This window comes from Oceanisphaera marina (assembly GCF_014643915.1).
In the GTDB taxonomy this organism is placed as follows: Bacteria; Pseudomonadota; Gammaproteobacteria; order Enterobacterales; family Aeromonadaceae; genus Oceanimonas; species Oceanimonas marina.
Genome location: NZ_BMKE01000006.1, coordinates 1 through 16,252, shown reverse-complemented (window position 1 = coordinate 16,252; position 16,252 = coordinate 1). Strand labels below are relative to the sequence as shown.

General features: G+C 57.5%; 16 protein-coding genes. 11 read left to right on the top strand and 5 right to left on the bottom strand.

All coding sequences use genetic code 11. The features are described 5' to 3' along the window. Window positions 1-12 precede the first annotated feature (12 nt). The 4 genes from IEW52_RS04990 to IEW52_RS04975 all read right to left on the bottom strand — a co-directional run bounded on the left by IEW52_RS04990 (window position 13) and on the right by IEW52_RS04975 (window position 3,876). Entirely contained in the window at window positions 13-801 is a 789-nt protein-coding gene (locus IEW52_RS04990) for an alpha/beta fold hydrolase (protein ID WP_188628972.1), read from the bottom strand. Between the two features lie 260 nt (window positions 802-1,061). Beyond that, window positions 1,062-2,267: a 3-oxoadipyl-CoA thiolase gene (gene pcaF / locus IEW52_RS04985; protein WP_188628971.1), complete on the bottom strand. Its 1,206-nt coding sequence runs from the start codon at window positions 2,265-2,267 to the stop codon at window positions 1,062-1,064. Next, window positions 2,264-3,058, bottom strand: coding sequence for a CoA-transferase subunit beta (locus IEW52_RS04980; protein WP_188628970.1), 795 nt, complete (start codon window positions 3,056-3,058; stop codon window positions 2,264-2,266). The genes pcaF and IEW52_RS04980 overlap by 4 nt, the downstream gene beginning before the upstream one ends. Next, window positions 3,055-3,876, bottom strand: a complete 822-nt coding sequence (locus IEW52_RS04975; RefSeq protein ID WP_188628969.1) for a CoA transferase subunit A — start codon at window positions 3,874-3,876, stop codon at window positions 3,055-3,057. The genes IEW52_RS04980 and IEW52_RS04975 overlap by 4 nt, the downstream gene beginning before the upstream one ends. A gap of 279 nt (window positions 3,877-4,155) precedes the next feature. Between IEW52_RS04975 and IEW52_RS04970 the strand changes: the two genes are divergently transcribed. Further along, window positions 4,156-4,938, top strand: coding sequence for an IclR family transcriptional regulator domain-containing protein (locus tag IEW52_RS04970; protein WP_188628968.1), 783 nt, complete (start codon window positions 4,156-4,158; stop codon window positions 4,936-4,938). A gap of 165 nt (window positions 4,939-5,103) precedes the next feature. On the opposite strand, the gene IEW52_RS04965 is transcribed toward IEW52_RS04970, so the two are convergent. Then, complete coding sequence (locus tag IEW52_RS04965) at window positions 5,104-5,844, bottom strand: LysR substrate-binding domain-containing protein (protein ID WP_229667799.1); 741 nt, start codon at window positions 5,842-5,844, stop codon at window positions 5,104-5,106. Window positions 5,845-5,951: 107 nt separating this feature from the next. Here IEW52_RS04965 and IEW52_RS04960 point away from each other — a divergent pair, with 107 nt between their 5' ends. The 10 genes from IEW52_RS04960 to IEW52_RS04915 all read left to right on the top strand — a co-directional run bounded on the left by IEW52_RS04960 (window position 5,952) and on the right by IEW52_RS04915 (window position 16,178). Continuing rightward, window positions 5,952-7,070: a muconate/chloromuconate family cycloisomerase gene (locus tag IEW52_RS04960; RefSeq protein ID WP_188628967.1), complete on the top strand. Its 1,119-nt coding sequence runs from the start codon at window positions 5,952-5,954 to the stop codon at window positions 7,068-7,070. 62 nt (window positions 7,071-7,132) lie between these two features. Continuing rightward, entirely contained in the window at window positions 7,133-7,423 is a 291-nt protein-coding gene (catC, locus tag IEW52_RS04955; RefSeq protein WP_188628966.1) for a muconolactone Delta-isomerase, read from the top strand. A 61-nt stretch (window positions 7,424-7,484) separates the two neighbouring features. Then, complete coding sequence (catA, locus tag IEW52_RS04950; protein WP_188628965.1) at window positions 7,485-8,414, top strand: catechol 1,2-dioxygenase; 930 nt, start codon at window positions 7,485-7,487, stop codon at window positions 8,412-8,414. Between the two features lie 120 nt (window positions 8,415-8,534). Further along, on the top strand, window positions 8,535-9,911 hold the full coding sequence (locus IEW52_RS04945) for a Rieske 2Fe-2S domain-containing protein (RefSeq protein WP_188628964.1): 1,377 nt from the start codon (window positions 8,535-8,537) through the stop codon (window positions 9,909-9,911). Further along, window positions 9,908-10,393 carry a benzoate 1,2-dioxygenase small subunit gene (gene benB / locus IEW52_RS04940; RefSeq protein ID WP_229667798.1) on the top strand — a complete coding sequence of 162 codons (486 nt, stop codon included), beginning with the start codon at window positions 9,908-9,910 and terminating at the stop codon, window positions 10,391-10,393. The genes IEW52_RS04945 and benB overlap by 4 nt, the downstream gene beginning before the upstream one ends. A gap of 19 nt (window positions 10,394-10,412) precedes the next feature. Further along, window positions 10,413-11,441 (top strand): benzoate 1,2-dioxygenase electron transfer component BenC, encoded by a 1,029-nt coding sequence (gene benC / locus IEW52_RS04935; protein ID WP_188628963.1) that lies wholly within the window; start codon window positions 10,413-10,415, stop codon window positions 11,439-11,441. Then, a complete protein-coding gene (benD, locus tag IEW52_RS04930) occupies window positions 11,438-12,217 on the top strand; it encodes a benzoate diol dehydrogenase BenD (protein ID WP_188628962.1) in 780 nt (259 codons plus the stop codon). The genes benC and benD overlap by 4 nt, the downstream gene beginning before the upstream one ends. Before the next feature lie 108 nt (window positions 12,218-12,325). After that, entirely contained in the window at window positions 12,326-13,669 is a 1,344-nt protein-coding gene (locus IEW52_RS04925; protein ID WP_188628961.1) for an MFS transporter, read from the top strand. A gap of 79 nt (window positions 13,670-13,748) precedes the next feature. Continuing rightward, window positions 13,749-15,041 carry a benzoate/H(+) symporter BenE family transporter gene (locus IEW52_RS04920; protein WP_188628960.1) on the top strand — a complete coding sequence of 431 codons (1,293 nt, stop codon included), beginning with the start codon at window positions 13,749-13,751 and terminating at the stop codon, window positions 15,039-15,041. Between the two features lie 207 nt (window positions 15,042-15,248). Next, window positions 15,249-16,178: a zinc-dependent alcohol dehydrogenase family protein gene (locus tag IEW52_RS04915; RefSeq protein WP_229667797.1), complete on the top strand. Its 930-nt coding sequence runs from the start codon at window positions 15,249-15,251 to the stop codon at window positions 16,176-16,178. The last annotated feature ends 74 nt before the right edge of the window (window positions 16,179-16,252 follow it).

The window sequence follows — 16,252 nt, the reverse complement described above, 5'->3', positions numbered from 1 at the left end:
CAGTTTATGACATCAAATCTTGCTGATATGTTCCAGCAGCAAGTGGCCAACGCTTTCCGGGGCTTCAACCGAAGGCACATGGCCCACCTTGTTCAGGATCACCGGCTCACCGACGCCGCAGCATTCGGCCAGGGTTTGCAGCGATGCCGGTGGCGTGGCCACGTCGTCGCTGCCGCCAATCAGCAACAGCGGCACCTCATGGCCCTTGAGTTGCTCACTGAAGTCGGCACGCCCCAGCATCTCGCACAACAAGGCATAACTGTTGGCGTCGCCGCGTCCCATTATGGTGTTCCAGCCCTTGAGCAGGGCTGGCTGGGCCAGACCGGCGGCGGGACCGAACCAGCGCGGCACTATGTCTACCGCCATGGCAGCCAGACCTTTTTCACGCACCGCCGCAGCCCGGGTTTGCCAGGCTTCTGCCGTACCGATAACGGCACAGGTATTGGTCAGGGTCACCGACAGCAGCCGTTCGGGCGCCTGGCCAAGCAACTGCTGACCGATGACGCCACCGATGGAAGTGCCGACGAAATGAAACTGCGCTATGCCAGCCAGATCAACCAGCGCCAGCAGCTCGTTCGCCAGATTGGCAGGCGTAATCGCCTCACCGTGCCAGGCCGCGCTGCTGCCGTGGCCGGGCAGATCCCAGCTCAGCACCCGGTAATGAGGTAGCAGCATGGGCAGCAATTCGTCCCACACCGCCTGACTCATGCCCAGCGGATGGGCTAACACCACCAGCGGCAACGCAGAATCGCCCAGCAAACGGTAGCCAACCGTACGGCCATCAATTTCCAGAAAAGACATTCAGCCTCCCAACTTCAAATAAAAACAGCCCGTTCAGGTAAATCGATCAAAAGGCCGATACTCCTGAACTGGCGGACAGTGCCAACAGACCACTACGACTCATCAAGGAGGATAAAGGGATTTGTTCCTCCGACCATCATATGACAGGGATGTCATGTGCTGAGCGTCACAGGGATATGCTTGAGCGGGTCGGAGGAGCAAGCCCTTTATCCGACCTTTACCGAGCACCAAAATAGCTCTGTTATTTAATCTGTTTGGTATTACACCCGTTCAATCAGGGTCGCAATACCCTGGCCGACCCCCACACACATGGTACACAGGGCCAGACGCTTGTTCTGGCGGTGCAGTTCATGGGCGGCGGTTTGCAGCAGACGGGCGCCGGACATGCCCAGCGGATGGCCCAGGGCGATGGCGCCGCCGTTGGGGTTCACCCGCAAGTCGTTATCGTCCAGCCCCAGTTCGCGCATGCAGGCCAGCGCCTGGGCGGCAAAGGCTTCGTTGAACTCAAACAAGTCGATATCATCTATTGATAACTGGTGGCGTTCCAGCAGCTTGCGTACCGCCGGCACCGGCCCTATGCCCATGATACGCGGCTCAACCCCGGCGGTGGCCATGCCCAGAATACGGGCCATCGGCTTGAGGCCATGACGCTGCACGGCGGCTTCACTGGCGATCAGCATGGCGGCGGCGCCGTCGTTCACGCCCGAGGCGTTGCCGGCGGTAATGCTGCCACCCTCACGGAACGGCGTCGGCAGGGCCGCCAGCTTGTCCACACTGGTGCCCGGACGCAGGTGCTCGTCATCGGCGAACAGCAGCGGCTCCTGCTTGCGGCGGGGAATTTCTATTGCCACTATTTCTTCGGCAAAGCGACCTTCGCTTTGCGCCCGCGCCGCTTTTTGCTGAGACTTAACGGCGAAGGCATCCTGATCTTCCCGCGAGATACCGAACTGTTCGGCGAGGTTTTCTGCCGTTTCCGGCATCGAGTCCACACCGTACCGGGCCTTCATCTGCGCGTTGATAAAACGCCAGCCGATGGTGGTGTCTTCTATTTTCTGGCCACGAGTAAAGGCCGAGTCCGCCTTGCCCATCACAAAAGGCGCGCGGGACATGGACTCCACGCCGCCGGCCAGTACCAGATCCATCTCGCCGGCCTTGATGGCACGCACCGCCGTACCCACCGCATCCATGCCGGAGCCGCACAAGCGGTTGATGGTGGTGCCGGGCACGCTCACCGGCAGACCCGCAAGCAGAGCAGACATACGCGCCACGTTGCGGTTGTCCTCACCGGCCTGGTTACCACAGCCCATGATGACTTCCTCGATGGCGGCGGGGTCCAGATCCGGTGCCTGGGCCAGTACCGCCTTGAATACCTGGGCGGCCAGGTCATCGGGGCGCACCGATGCCAGGGTGCCACCGAAGCGACCGATGGCCGAACGTCTGGGGTGACAGAGATAGACAGGCTTCATAACGCGGCCTCCGATGAGATGGATTTGGCATGGTGGGCGGCGGTTCTGGCCTTGAGCGCCCGCAGTATCTCCAGCTCTTCGGCGTTGGGCTCGGCCGTTTGCGCCAGCGGCTCGGCAAAGCGTACCGGCCAGCCGGTGGCCTCGCTTACCTGCTCACGGGTCACACCGGGATGCAACGAGGTGACCACCAGCTCTTTGGTGTCCGCATTAGGCTGCAGCACACACAGATCGGTAATCACCTTGGTGGGCCCACGGCCAATGTTGGGTACGCCATCACGGCCCTTGCCATCACGGCCGAAACCCAGGGTGGTAATAAAGTCTACCGCCTCGACAAAGGCCCGCGACGAATGCTTGAGGGTAATGAACACCTCTTTGGCATTGCTGGCGATTTCCGGTGCACCGCCGCCACCGGGCAGCCGTACCTTGGGTGCCTGGTAATCACCAATCAGGGTGGTGTTGAGGTTGGCGAACTTGTCTATTTGCGCGGTACCGAGGAAACCCACATCGATATGGCCGCCCTGCAACCAGTAGCGGAACATCTCGGGCACCGCCACAGTAGTAAGGGCCGACTCGCACAGTTCACCGTCACCGATGGACAACGGCAATATATCGGGCTTGGTCTGCAGGGTACCGGATTCATAAATCAGCACCACTTCGGGGGCATGAGTCAGCCGGGCCAGGTTGGCGGCCTCGCTGGGCAGGCCGATGCCGACAAAACAGGTCATGCCGTTCTGCAGCGCGCGGGCGGCGGTGACCGTCATCATTTCAAAAGCATTGTATGCGAGTGTCATTGGGCTTGCCCTCCCCGGTTATAGACGTTGTCTTGCAGCCAGTTATTGAAGCTGTCGCGATCCCGTGCGATCGCATCCCATTCCTTGTAGAAACTGTTGTTACGCGGGTAATAGCCATACGCATAAGACGGTGAAGCACCGCCTTTCACTTCGGCAATGGCGTCGATGGCCCAGCCCGGGATCACACAGGCATTGGGCTCGGCCTGCAGGTCATCGACGATTTCCTCGACGGTGACAATACTGTGCCTGGCCGCCAGCACGGCTTCTTTCTGTACCCCGACGATGCCGGACACCAGCACGTTGCCCTGCCGGTCGGCACGCTGGGCATGGATGATGCTAACATCGGGCCGCACCGAAGGAACCGCCGCCAGCCGTTCACCGGTGAAGGGGCAGTCGATAAAACGGATCTGCGGGTTAACCTTGGGCAGATCGCTTCCGATATAACCGCGCAATACCGCCAGCGGCAGGCCGGCGGCGCCCGCTTCATAGGCACAGGCCATGGCCGCGTGACTGTGTTCGAAAATCTCGAGCGGCTGGGGATAACCCTTCTCTACCGCATCGCGCAGCCGGTGCAAAGAGCCGACACCGGGGTTGCCACCCCAGGAAAAGATCAGCTGCTCGGCACAACCGGCACCAATCAACTGGTCGTAGAGGATATCGGGCGTCATGCGGATCAGCGTCAACTTGCGCTTTTCCTGCCGAATAATTTCATGACCCGCCGCAAAGGGGATCAGATGGGTAAAGCCTTCCATGGCGACGGTAGCGCCATCCTGGACATAACGAGCAACTGCGTCGTGCAAGCTCATGAATTGGGCCATGAGTGTTTGCCTCCCTGAGTGAATTCAAAAAGTTCGCATGGCGAACTAGATGTTTGCATTGCGAACATCTTTGCACTCTTTTCCCAGTCTCGCAAACCCCAAAAATCGCCCCCTGCCGAATAAAACACCTAACCACTTGTAAAATAAATGATTATTTTTTTACCTGGAGGTACGTTTTAAAGGCATGGGGGAAATAACGCATGATACATGTTCGCAATGCGAACTTTTGCTACCATAGGTGGCACTTCTATCCAACGAGACCGCGACAGGAAACACGGCATGAATCAGGATGACAAACTCAACCCGGACGATCGCGACTTCGTCACCGCGCTGGCCAGCGGACTGGAGGTATTACAGGCGTTCGATCAGAACAGCCCGCGTATGACCCTGAGCGAAGTAGCGGCCAAAACCGGCATGAACCGGGCCAAGGCCCGCCGCTTTCTGCTCACCCTGCATGCGCTGGATTATCTGAAGAAACAGCACCGTCATTTCGAGCTGACCCCCAAGGTGCTGCAACTGGGTCATGCCTTTCTGTCGGTCAACCGCTACGGCACCATGATCCAGCCTTATCTGGAAGACATCACCCGCCAAATCAACGAGTCCACCTCGCTCGGCATCCTCGACGGCGACGAGGTGGTCTATATCGCCCGCTCCGCCGCCGAGCACCGGCTGATGGCAATACAGCTGTCGGTCGGCACCCGGCTGCCCGCCGCCTACACCTCTATGGGACGGGTGCTGTTGGCTCAGTTATCTAGTGCCCAACTGGATGAGGTTCTAACACAGACCCGGCTGCAGGCTCACACAGAGCGAAGCATTGTGGATAGCAATGAATTGCGTAAAGTCTTGGAAGAGGTGCGCCAGCAAGGATACGCCATCGTCGATCAGGAACTGGATTCCGGCCTGCGATCGGTGGCGGTGCCGGTATTCGATCAGCAGGGCTTTCTACTGGGGGCGATCAACATCAGTACCAACGCTGGCCGGGTAGACATGGAAACACTGATCGGACGCTTTTTGCCGCTGCTGCAGGAAAAGGCCGCCCTGATACACACGGCGGTGGGTTAACGGGTGGTGGCGAGCTCTGGCTGCTTGTTTCTTATGCCGGATCCGGCCAGCAGTGGGCATATCAGGGATAACGCCCGCTCAGCCGGTTTTCTACCAGCTCCGTCAATATGGTATTCACCAATCTCATCACCGCATTGGGGTTTTCACCACGCCGCCGCGATACGATCACCGGCGTAGTAATGTTTTCATCGACGACAGTGACGAACTCNAGGCCACCAGTGACAACGCCGTCTGCAAATCGTTAACCTGCTGGATTACCTGTACCTTCAGGCCCCGACGGTGAAACAGCCCCAATGCCATATCGGAAAAATTGGGACCGCTGCCGGCAGGAAAGGTCACCATGGGTACCTCGGCCAGTTGCTGCATGGTGGGCAGCTGCCTGGTCAGGGGATGATCAGCCGGCACGGCGACAATCAAGGGTTCATTGAACAGGACCTCTTGGTTAACGTCCGGATCCTCTATACCTATGCGACCGAACCCGATATCGATTTTCCCACTCTTGAGCGCTTCTATCTGCTCCTGGGATTTCAGCTCGTGCAGCACGATTTCCAGATTTTTGTTACGGCGCAGGCGTCGCACCATCAAGGGCAACTGTCCATAAAATACCGATGGCACAAACCCGATAGAAAATACCGTTTTGCGGTGCTGAGCCACCTGACGAGTGCCCTCAATACTGGCATTAAGCTTGTCCAGAATGCCGTGGACCTGTTGCAAAAAATACTGGCCGCCCTGAGTCAATTCCAGCCCCCGGGGTTTGCGAATAAACAACTGCACTTCCAACTCTTCTTCCAGCTGCCTGATCTGCCGGGTTAGCGGCGGCTGGGCGATAAACAATTTTTCAGCCGCCCGGGTCAGATTCAGCTCCTGTGCTACCACCACGAAATATCGCAGATGCCTCAACTCCATCCATACCTCCAAGGTATTGATATTGACTTAATCAGTATTGGTTTACATCCACACAAAAAAAGTAACCTTACTGCAACAAAAGTAACCGGGCAGCATTAGGAGATTACATGTCTGCAACCATTCAGTCCATTGAAGCTATTCTGGTCGACATTCCGACAATACGTCCGCACCAGCTTTCCATGACTACCATGGGCGTACAGACCATGGTTATCGTACGTATGAAAGACTCTGCCGGTATCGAAGGACTGGGGGAAGCCACTACCATCGGCGGCCTGGCTTACGGCGCGGAAAGCCCTGAAAGTGTCAAGTTGACCATAGATACTTACCTGGCTCCTCTGCTGTTAGGCCAGCCGGCAGACAATATCAATACCCTTAAGGTAAGGCTGAATACCAGCACCCGGGGCAACAACCTGGCCAAGTCCGCCATCGAGACCGCCCTGCTGGACCTGCAGGGCAAGCGCCAGAACCGCTCGGTGTCCGACCTGTTGGGCGGTGCCGTGCATCAGCACATTCCCGTGCTCTGGACCCTGGCCAGCGGCGATACCGCGAAAGACATCGACGAAGCCCAAAGCCTGATCGCCGCCAAGCGTCATTGTGATTTCAAACTGAAGATCGGCTCTCGCACGCTGATGGACGATGTTCGCCATGTAGCCGCCATTAAAGCAGCGGTAGGCAACAGCGCCAGCGTACGAGTAGACGTCAATCAGGCTTGGGATGAAGCCACCGCCGCCAGAGGCATGGCCGAGCTGCAAGCGGCCGGTATCGATCTGGTCGAGCAACCGACCCCGATGAAGGATCTGGCGGCCCTGGTGCGCCTGTCCGAAAAATTCCATCTGCCCATTCTGGCCGACGAAGCCGTGGCCGATGCAAAAGACATGTTCAGCCTGGCCGCCGCCGGCTTCGCCGGTGCCGTGGCGCTGAAAATTGCCAAGGCGGGCGGCCCGCTGCGGGCGCTGGACGTTGCCAGAGTGGCCGAGGCCGCCGGTATCGGCCTCTATGGCGGCACCCTGCTGGAAGGCACCATCGGCTCCGTGGCCGCGCTGCATGCCTGGTCCACGCTCGACAAGATTCACTGGGGCACAGAGATGTTCGGCCCGCTGCTGATGAAAGACGACATAGTAGTAAAGCGATTGAACTTTCATGACAACGGCGTTGCGCTGCCTACCGGGGCGGGCCTCGGCGTCGAGATAGACGAAGACAAGCTGACCTACTATCGCCGCAAATAATAGCGCCGCAAATACTACCGCCAGAAAAACAGTCGCATTCATTACCCAACGGAGAAAGACCCATGCTGTTCAAAGTCGAGATGAAAGTAAATATTCCTCATGACATCCCGGCCGACGTGATTGCCGATATCAAGGCGCGGGAAAAAGCCTACGCCCAGGAACTGCAGACCCAGGGCAAGTGGCGCCACCTGTGGCGAGTAGCCGGCAGCTACGCCAACGTCAGCATCTTCGATGTGACCGACAACGCCGAACTGCAGGACCTGATAAGCGCCCTACCACTGTTCCCCTACATGGACATCAGCGTTGCGCCCCTGTGCCGACACCCGTCCTCCATCCATGCGGATGATCGTTAATTCTTTGAAGTGCCCAAATCGCAATAACATAAAAATTAAAATTGATGCAAGGAGCCAAGCAATGACAGTCAAAACCATGGACACTCAGCAAGTCGTCGAGCTGCTGGAAAAAGTAGCCGGTTTGAACCAGACCGGTGGTAACGACCGCGTTAAAACCATTATCCATCGTCTGATGCACGATATTTTTCAGATGGTTGAAGATCTGGATGTAACACCGGAAGAATTCTGGAGCGCCGTGTATTACATCAACGAGCTGGGCAAAAACGGCGAAGCCGCCCTGCTGGCCCCGGGCCTTGGCATGGACAAGTACCTGGATATCCGCATGGATGCCGAAGACGAGCAGGCCGGTCTGGCCGGCGGTACACCGCGCACCATCGAAGGCCCCCTGTATGTGGCCGGAGCCCCAGTCTCCGACGGCTTTGCCCGCATGGACGACGGCACCCAGGAAGGTGATACCATGCTCATCACCGGTGTAGTCACCGATCAGGACGGCAAGCCCCTGCCCAATACCCTGGTCGAAATCTGGCACGCCGATCTGAAAGGCGCATACTCCTACTTCGACCAGTCCCAGAGCGAATACAACCTGCGCCGCGGCATCAAGACCGACGCCGAGGGTCGTTACACCGCCCAGAGTATCATTCCGTCAGGTTACGGCTGCCCTCCAGAAGGCTCCACCCAGGCACTGCTCAACCTGCTGGGTCGCCATGGCAACCGCCCTGCGCATATTCATTATTTCGTTTCCAAGCCGGGCTACAAGCACCTGACCACCCAGATCAACCTGGCCGGTGACAAATACACTTTTGATGACTTCGCATTCGCCACTCGAGAAGAGCTGGTCGTGGACGCCGTTCGTGTCAAGGATGCCGCCAGAGCAGAGCAGTACGGCCTGAACACGCCGTTCACCCGAGTGGAATTCAACATCCAGCTGGTATCGACCGACAAGGCCGATCGGCAAAGCCGCCACGAGCGCCAGCGCGCCCTGGAAAGCTGAGCTACCTGATACCGAACCTTTAATTCCACGCTGTTTGTGAGCCGACCGCCTGTCATGAGCAGGCGGCCCGGGACTACTGATGCCCGAAAAGGCCGGCAGCGCCAGATGGAGTAATGAAACATGACTCGCCAACTCGACCGACTCGAAAAGAAAATCCGGGGCGCGGTAGAAGCCGACCCGACTACCGGCCACTATCGCTGTGACCGTGGCGTCTTCACCGATCAGGAACTGTTCGATCTGGAGATGAAACACATCTTCGAAGGCAACTGGGTGTACCTGGCCCACGAAAGCCAGCTGAAAAATCCCGGTGATTATTACACTACTACCGTCGGTCGCCAGCCGGTGGTGATCACCCGCACCAAGGAAGGCGAATTGCAGGCGCTGCTGAACACCTGTTCTCACCGTGGCGCGACCCTGTGTCGCAAGAAGCGCGGCAACAAGGCCTCATTCACCTGCCCCTTCCACGGCTGGACCTTCAAGAACGACGGCAAGCTGCTGAAAGCCCGCGATCAGAAGAAAGGTGGCTACCCGGAAAACTTCAACACCGACGGCTCCCACGATCTGAAGCGGCTGCCGAAGTTCGAGTCTTACCGTGGCTTTCTGTTTGGTAGCCTGAATGCAGACGTGCTGCCACTGACCGAATACCTGGGGGAAACCACCAAGATCATCGACAACATGGTGGACCAGGCAGAGGATGGTCTCGAAGTACTGCGCGGTACCTCTACTTATACCTACGAAGGCAACTGGAAACTGACCGCCGAGAACGGCGCCGATGGCTATCATGTGGGCACGGTACACTGGAACTACCTGTCTACCATGGGTCAGCGCAACTACGAAAAAGGCGGCACCGAGGCGGTCGATGCCAAGAGCTGGTCCAACGAAGGCGGATTTTATGGCTTCGAGCATGGCCACATGATGCTGTGGACCCAGCTGACCAACCCCCAGGTACGCCCCGTGTTCAACCAGTTAGCACGACTGCAGGAAAAAGTGGGCGACGCCCGCGCCGATGCCATCGTCAATACCACCAAAAACCTGTGTGTATATCCCAACGTCTATCTGATGGATCAGTTCTCCACCCAGATCCGGGTGTTGCGTCCGATTGCCGTCAACAAGACCGAAATCACCATCTACTGCTGGGCACCGAAAAACGAGCCGGCGGCGGATCGCGCCAAGCGTCTGCGCCAGTACGAAGATTTCTTCAACGTCAGCGGCATGGGTACCCCGGACGATCTCGAAGAATTCCGCGCTTGCCAACAGGGCTACGAGGCCAGCGGCCTTAAGTGGAACGACATGAGCCGGGGCGCCGCCCACTGGATTGAAGGCCCGGATGCCGGCGCCGACACCATCGGCCTCAAGCCGATTCTCAGCGGCACCAAGCCGGAAGACGAAGGCCTGTATGTCACCCATCACCAGCACTGGGTTAACGAGATGCTGCAGGCGGTTGAGACAGAGCGCGCTCGTCTTATTTCGATTACGTCCATGGAGGCATCAGAATGAACTTTGAACAAATTCAGGCATTTATCTACCGTGAAGCCCGCCTGCTGGACGACCGCCAATGGGATGAGTGGCTCAACTGCTACAGCGAGAACGTAGTGTACTGGATGCCGGCCTGGGATGACGAAGATCAGCTGACCGAAGATCCCCAACGCGAGATTTCTCTGATCTACTATCCGAACCGTGATGGCCTGGAAGACAGGGTCTATCGGATCAAAACCGAACGCTCCGGTGCCAGCTCGCTGCCCGAGCCCCGCACGACTCACCTGACCACCAATCTGGAGATCCTGTCTCAGGAAGATAAAGAGGTGAAGCTGCGCTTCAACTGGCAGACCAACAGTCATCGTTACCACAAGACAGAATGCTTTTTTGGTACTTCCTTCTACACCCTGGACATAAGCGGCGAGCAGCCTCTGATCACCGAGAAGAAGGTAATTCTGAACAACGATTACATCAATCAGGTGATTGATATCTATCACCTGTAAGGGGTGGGGAGAAACCAACATGAGTTACAACATCGCGCTCAACTTTGAAGACGGCGTCACTCGCTTTATTAATTGCAACGAAGGCGAAACCGTACTGGATGCGGCATACCGCTCGAACATCAATCTGCCCATGGACTGCTCCGATGGCGTATGCGGCACCTGCAAGGGCAGCTGCCATCAGGGCAAGTTCGATCTGGGTGACGAGTACATAGACGAGGCACTGACCGGCGATGAAGCCGGGCAAGGCATGATCCTGACCTGCCAGATGGTGCCCGCCAGCGACTGTGTGGTAGACATCCCCGTCGCGTCCAGTATGTGCAAGACCGGCATCGCCAGGGTTCAGGGTAGTGTGCTCGAGGTGAACCTGATTTCTCCCACCGCCATCGAACTGAAGGTCACCGCAGACGACGAGATTGCCTTTCTGCCGGGCCAGTATGTGAATATTCGAGTGCCGGGCACCGAAGAGGTCCGTGCCTATTCGTTCAGCTCCAGGCCTGGCAGCCGGGAGCTGAGCTTCCTGATCCGCAACGTGCCCGGCGGCCTGATGAGCAGTTATCTGAATGGTCAGTGCAAGGCCGGAGACGCGCTGACACTCACCGGTCCCATGGGCAGCTTTTACCTGCGCCCGGTGGAACGTCCGGTGTTGATGCTGGCCGGTGGCACCGGCCTGGCGCCCTTCCTCGCCATGCTGGAACACCTCAAGGCCAAGGGCACCGAGCAGCCGACCCATCTGATCTACGGTGTCACCAACGATGACGATCTGGTGTGTGTCGAGGCACTGGAGCAATTTGCCGCCGGAATAGAGAACTTCAGCTTCAAGACCGTGGTGGCCAGCGCCGACAGTGCTCATCCGCTCAAGGGCTACGTCACCAACCACATGCAAGATGCGCCCATCCATCACGGTGAGGTGGATGTCTACCTGTGTGGCCCGCCGCCGATGGTGGACGCGGTGCTGGGTTACTTTCGCGAGCAGGGCATCAAGCCAACCTCGTTCCATTACGAGAAGTTCAGCCCCAGCGTCTCTGCGGTGGCGGGAGCGGTCGCATGACGCCCCGTTTCACCGACAAGGTGATGGTGATCACCGGTGCCGCCCAGGGTATCGGCCGGCGTGTGGCCGAACGGGCGGCGGCAGAAGGTGCCCGACTGGTGCTGGTGGATCTGGCCGACCATGTATTCGAGCTGGCGGCCGAGCTGAACCAGCAGGGCGTAGAGGCCATCGCCGTACAGGCCAACCTGGAAACCTGGGACGGTGCCGACAGCGTGATGACCAAAGCCGCCGAGCACTTTGGTGGCATCGACATCCTGGTCAACAACGTCGGCGGCACCATCTGGGCGCAACCCTACGAACATTACAGCCCGGAACAGATCCAGAAAGAAGTGCAGCGATCGCTGTTTCCCACCCTCTGGTGCTGTCGGGCCGTATTGCCTCATCTGCTGAAACGCGAGGGGGGCGCGATCGTCAATGTGTCTTCCGTGGCGACCCGCGGCCTGATGCGGGTGCCCTACGCCGCGGCCAAGGGCGGGGTGAACGCCCTGACAGTGGCCCTGGCGTTCGAGTACGCCGAGCTGGGTATTCGGGTCAACGCCACCGCCCCCGGTGGCACCGAAGCCCCGCCCCGGCTGACCCCGCGCAACACCGAAGCGCAGGGCGAGCGCGAGCAACAGTGGTACCAGACACTGATTGAACAGACCAGGGCGACCAGCTTCATGCATCGCTACGGCACTCTGGACGAGCAGGCAGGTGCCATCCTGTTCCTTGCCTCCGACGATGCCAGCTATATCACCGGCACCATACTCCCCGTCGCAGGTGGGGATCTGGGCTGATGTAAAAAAGAAGGCAGCCTAATGGAAGGGCCGCCTTTTTTGTATGTACGGGAGGGACGCGTGCCCTCTCACTCCAGACTTTAAGGACAATCTCGGAGTAATACCCCAATGAGAAATATCGATGTCAACGCAACCATAGACAACGCCAACTTTACCCCCTTTCACTGGAGGGTGCTGTTCTGGTGTTCCCTCATTATTATTTTTGACGGCTACGATCTGGTGATCTATGGCGTGGTACTGCCATTGCTGATGGAGCAATGGAGCCTTACCCCCTATGTGGCTGGCCTGCTGGGCAGCAGCGCGCTGTTCGGCATGATGTTTGGCGCCATGGGTTTCGGCATGCTGTCGGACCGACTCGGGCGTAAAAAAACCATCCTTATCTGCGTGGTACTGTTCAGCCTCACCACCTGCATTAACGGCCTGGTGACCAATCCCTGGCAATTTGGCATATTGCGCTTTATTGCCGGTCTGGGAATCGGTGGCGTCATGCCCAACGTGGTGTCCTTGATGAGTGAATATTCGCCGAAGAGAAGCCGCAGTACCCTGGTAGCGCTGATGTTCAGCGGCTATGCGGTAGGCGGCATGATGTCGGCCGGCCTGGGGATCTGGATGGTGCCCAACTACGGCTGGGAAATCATGTTTTACCTGGCCATTGTGCCTATGTTGCTGTTGCCGCTGATGATCAGGTACCTGCCCGAATCCGTGGCCTTTCTGATGGCACAGCATCGCCAGGAAGAAGCTCGCGAACTGTTGAAAAAGGTCGATCCAGGCCAGCACATTACTCGTCAGGACAAGCTGGTGGTTCCACCCGTCAATGTACAGAAAGCGCCGGTACTGGAACTGTTCCGCGGTGGTCGCAACCTGAGCACCCTGATGTTCTGGACCGCCTTCTTCTGCTGCCTGCTGATGGTGTATGCGCTGGGTTCCTGGCTGCCAAAGCTGATGTCTGCGGCCGGTTATAATCTGGGCTCCAGCCTGATGTTTTTGATGGTGCTGAACATTGGTGCCATCGTGGGGGCTGTGGGCGGTGGCTGGCTGGCTGACCGTTTCTCGCTGCGCTCTGTGCTGGTGAGCTTCTTCCTGCTGGCGTCCGCCTCGCTGGTGTCGCTCGGTTATCCGCATCCGATGTGGCTGCTTTACAGTCTGATGGCCGTGGCCGGGGCCACCACCATCGGCTCGCAGATCCTGCTGTACGCCTATGTGGCCCAGTATTACCCGGCCAACATTCGCTCCACCGCCCTCGGCTGGGCATCCGGCATCGGCCGTAACGGCGCCATCCTGGGTCCCATGCTCGGCGGTACCCTGCTGGCGATGGCATTGCCACACCAGATGAACTTTCTGGCACTGGCCGTGCCCGGCGCCATCGCCACCGTCGCCATTGCGCTGGTTGGTCGGCGCCAGGCTGTCGCCGAGCAGACAACCGATGGCACCAGGGTCGCCGCCGACAGCTGATTGCCGGCCAATGACAAAACAGCCCCGGCCTGTGCCGGGGCTGTTTTTATTGTTCACCCTGATTCAAAGGAGCTGAATTATGTCGTCCTTTCTGCGCGATCTGTCGTTATCCGCCGTTGCCGCCGGCTTTCTTGCGGTACTGGTGTCTTATGCGGGGCCCCTTGCCATCCTGTTTCAGGCAGGTGCCAGTGCCGGCGTGTCCGAACAGTTAATGACCTCCTGGGTGTGGGCCATCTCGATCGGTGCAGCTGTCTCCGGCATACTGCTCTCACTCTGGCTCAAGGCACCCATTGTTACCGCCTGGTCGGCACCGGGTACCGCCCTGCTGGTCACGCTGTTTCCTGAATTATCCCTTAACGAAGCCATTGGTGCCTATATTACTGCGGCCGTCGTTATGTTGTTGATTGGCGTCTCTGGTCTGTTCGATGCCGTGGTGCGCCTCATACCAAAAGGCGTGGCCGCCGGCATGATGGCCGGTATTCTGTTGCAGTTTGGCTTGGGAGCCTTTACCGCCATCGACACCTCGCCGGGCCTGGCTATCGGCATGCTGGTTGCCTATGCGGTATTTCGTCGGATCTGCCCCAGATACACACTGGTCTTGTTGTTGATGGTCGGAGTCTTGCTGGCCGTGCAGTTTGAAGGCGCTTCCCTGTCCGGTATTCACTGGGAGTTGGCTACACCACAGTTCATCAGCCCACAATGGACCCTTTCATCCACCCTTAGTCTAGCTCTGCCGCTGATACTGGTCAGCCTGACCGGGCAATTTTTGCCGGGCATGGCCGTATTACATAGCGCCGGTTATCAGGTTAATGCGAGGCCGGTAATAGGCGTAACCAGCCTGTTGTCACTGCCCGTGGCTCTGTTTGGGGGCATCAGCATAGTGGTGGCCGCCATTACCGCTTCTCTCTGTGCAGGCAAAGACGCCCACGAAGATCACACTCGTCGCTATGTGGCCGGGGTGTTCAACGGTGTCTTTTACCTGGTCGGCGGCCTGTTTGCTGGCACCATCGTCAGCCTGTTTACCTCACTGCCCGCCGCCTTTGTCGCCGTATTGGCGGGCCTTGCTCTGCTCGGCGCCATTACCGGCAATTTATTAGCTGCCCTGGAAAATGCCAAAGAGCGCGAAGCTTCGTTGCTCACCTTTATCGTCACCGCCTCCGGCCTGTCTTTATATGGTCTGTCATCAGCACTGTGGGGCGTACTCATCGGCTATGGGGTGCACCTGGTGCTGAGCAAGGATGTAACCCTGAGTCACAAAAATCGGTGGTGGGCAAAACTGGGCAGAAACCAGAGAGAAGCCATGAAGCCGCAAGCCAAATCGCTTCAAAAGGATAGTGAACTACTCGACCAGAATCATGCTCCATGGCGGTAACATACTTTGCCGTTAGTCATGACGAGCAGCCATTGCTTCATCTAGTAACAAACATACGTTAAAGCTCCGACCCAGCCAACACCAAGACTGAGTCCCATTGCTTATTAAGGGTTATTAACTAAGATTAACCGAGCCAGCCGCTCCAGCTAGGTGGACTATTTAACGATAAGGCTAACTTCAAACAGGGATACAAATGAGGAATTTGTCATGGCTATGCCAGAAAAAATGCAGGCCGTCGTCTACGGTGGCCCGGGGGTAAAATCATTAAAAACAGTCGCAACTCCCAAGGTTTTGCAGCCAACCGATGCCATCGTAAAAATCGTTAAAACCACTATTTGTGGCACAGACCTGCATATTCTGAAAGGAGATGTGCCAGCGGTCACCAAAGAGCGGATTCTGGGCCACGAAGGAGTGGGGATTGTCGAGCAAGTCGGTAGCGGCGTGACTCGTTTTAAAAAAGGTGATCGGGTACTGCTCTCTTGTGTCAGTGCCTGCGGAAAATGTGATTACTGCAAAAAACAACTCTATTCCCACTGCGAAGATGGCGGTTGGATCTTAGGCCATTTGATCGATGGTACTCAGGCTGAATATGTACGCACTCCCCATGCCGATAACAGCTTGTACCATATACCCGACGGCACAGACGAAGAAGCACTGGTGATGCTCAGTGATATTCTGCCAACCGGTTTTGAGATTGGCGTGCTTTATGGTGCTGTGCAGCCCGGTGACACTGTTGCCATTATCGGTGCCGGCCCCATTGGAATGGCGGCGCTGCTAACGGCGCAGTTTTTTTCTCCGGCCCGTTTAATCATGGTGGACGTGGATGATTCACGGCTGGCAATGGCCAAAACCTTTGGCGCCACTGATACCATCAATAGTGCCACTCAAGATGCCGTAGCCGAGCTCATGGCTATGACCAAAGATGGCATTGACGTGGTAATGGAAGCCGTTGGGATAGCAGCCACATTTGATATTTGCCAGAACGTGGTACGCCCCGGCGGACACATAGCTAATATAGGCGTACATGGCACCAGTGTAGATTTACAGTTACAAGAACTGTGGATTAAAAATATTACCCTCACTACCGGTTTAGTGAATACTAATACCCATCCCTTTACCCATAAGTCAGCCCAATAATTCCTTTGTTTCTTGTATGGCTCGGACCATATCATGGCAACGTTCCAGGCCCAGCCACAGCGTTTGTAACCCGG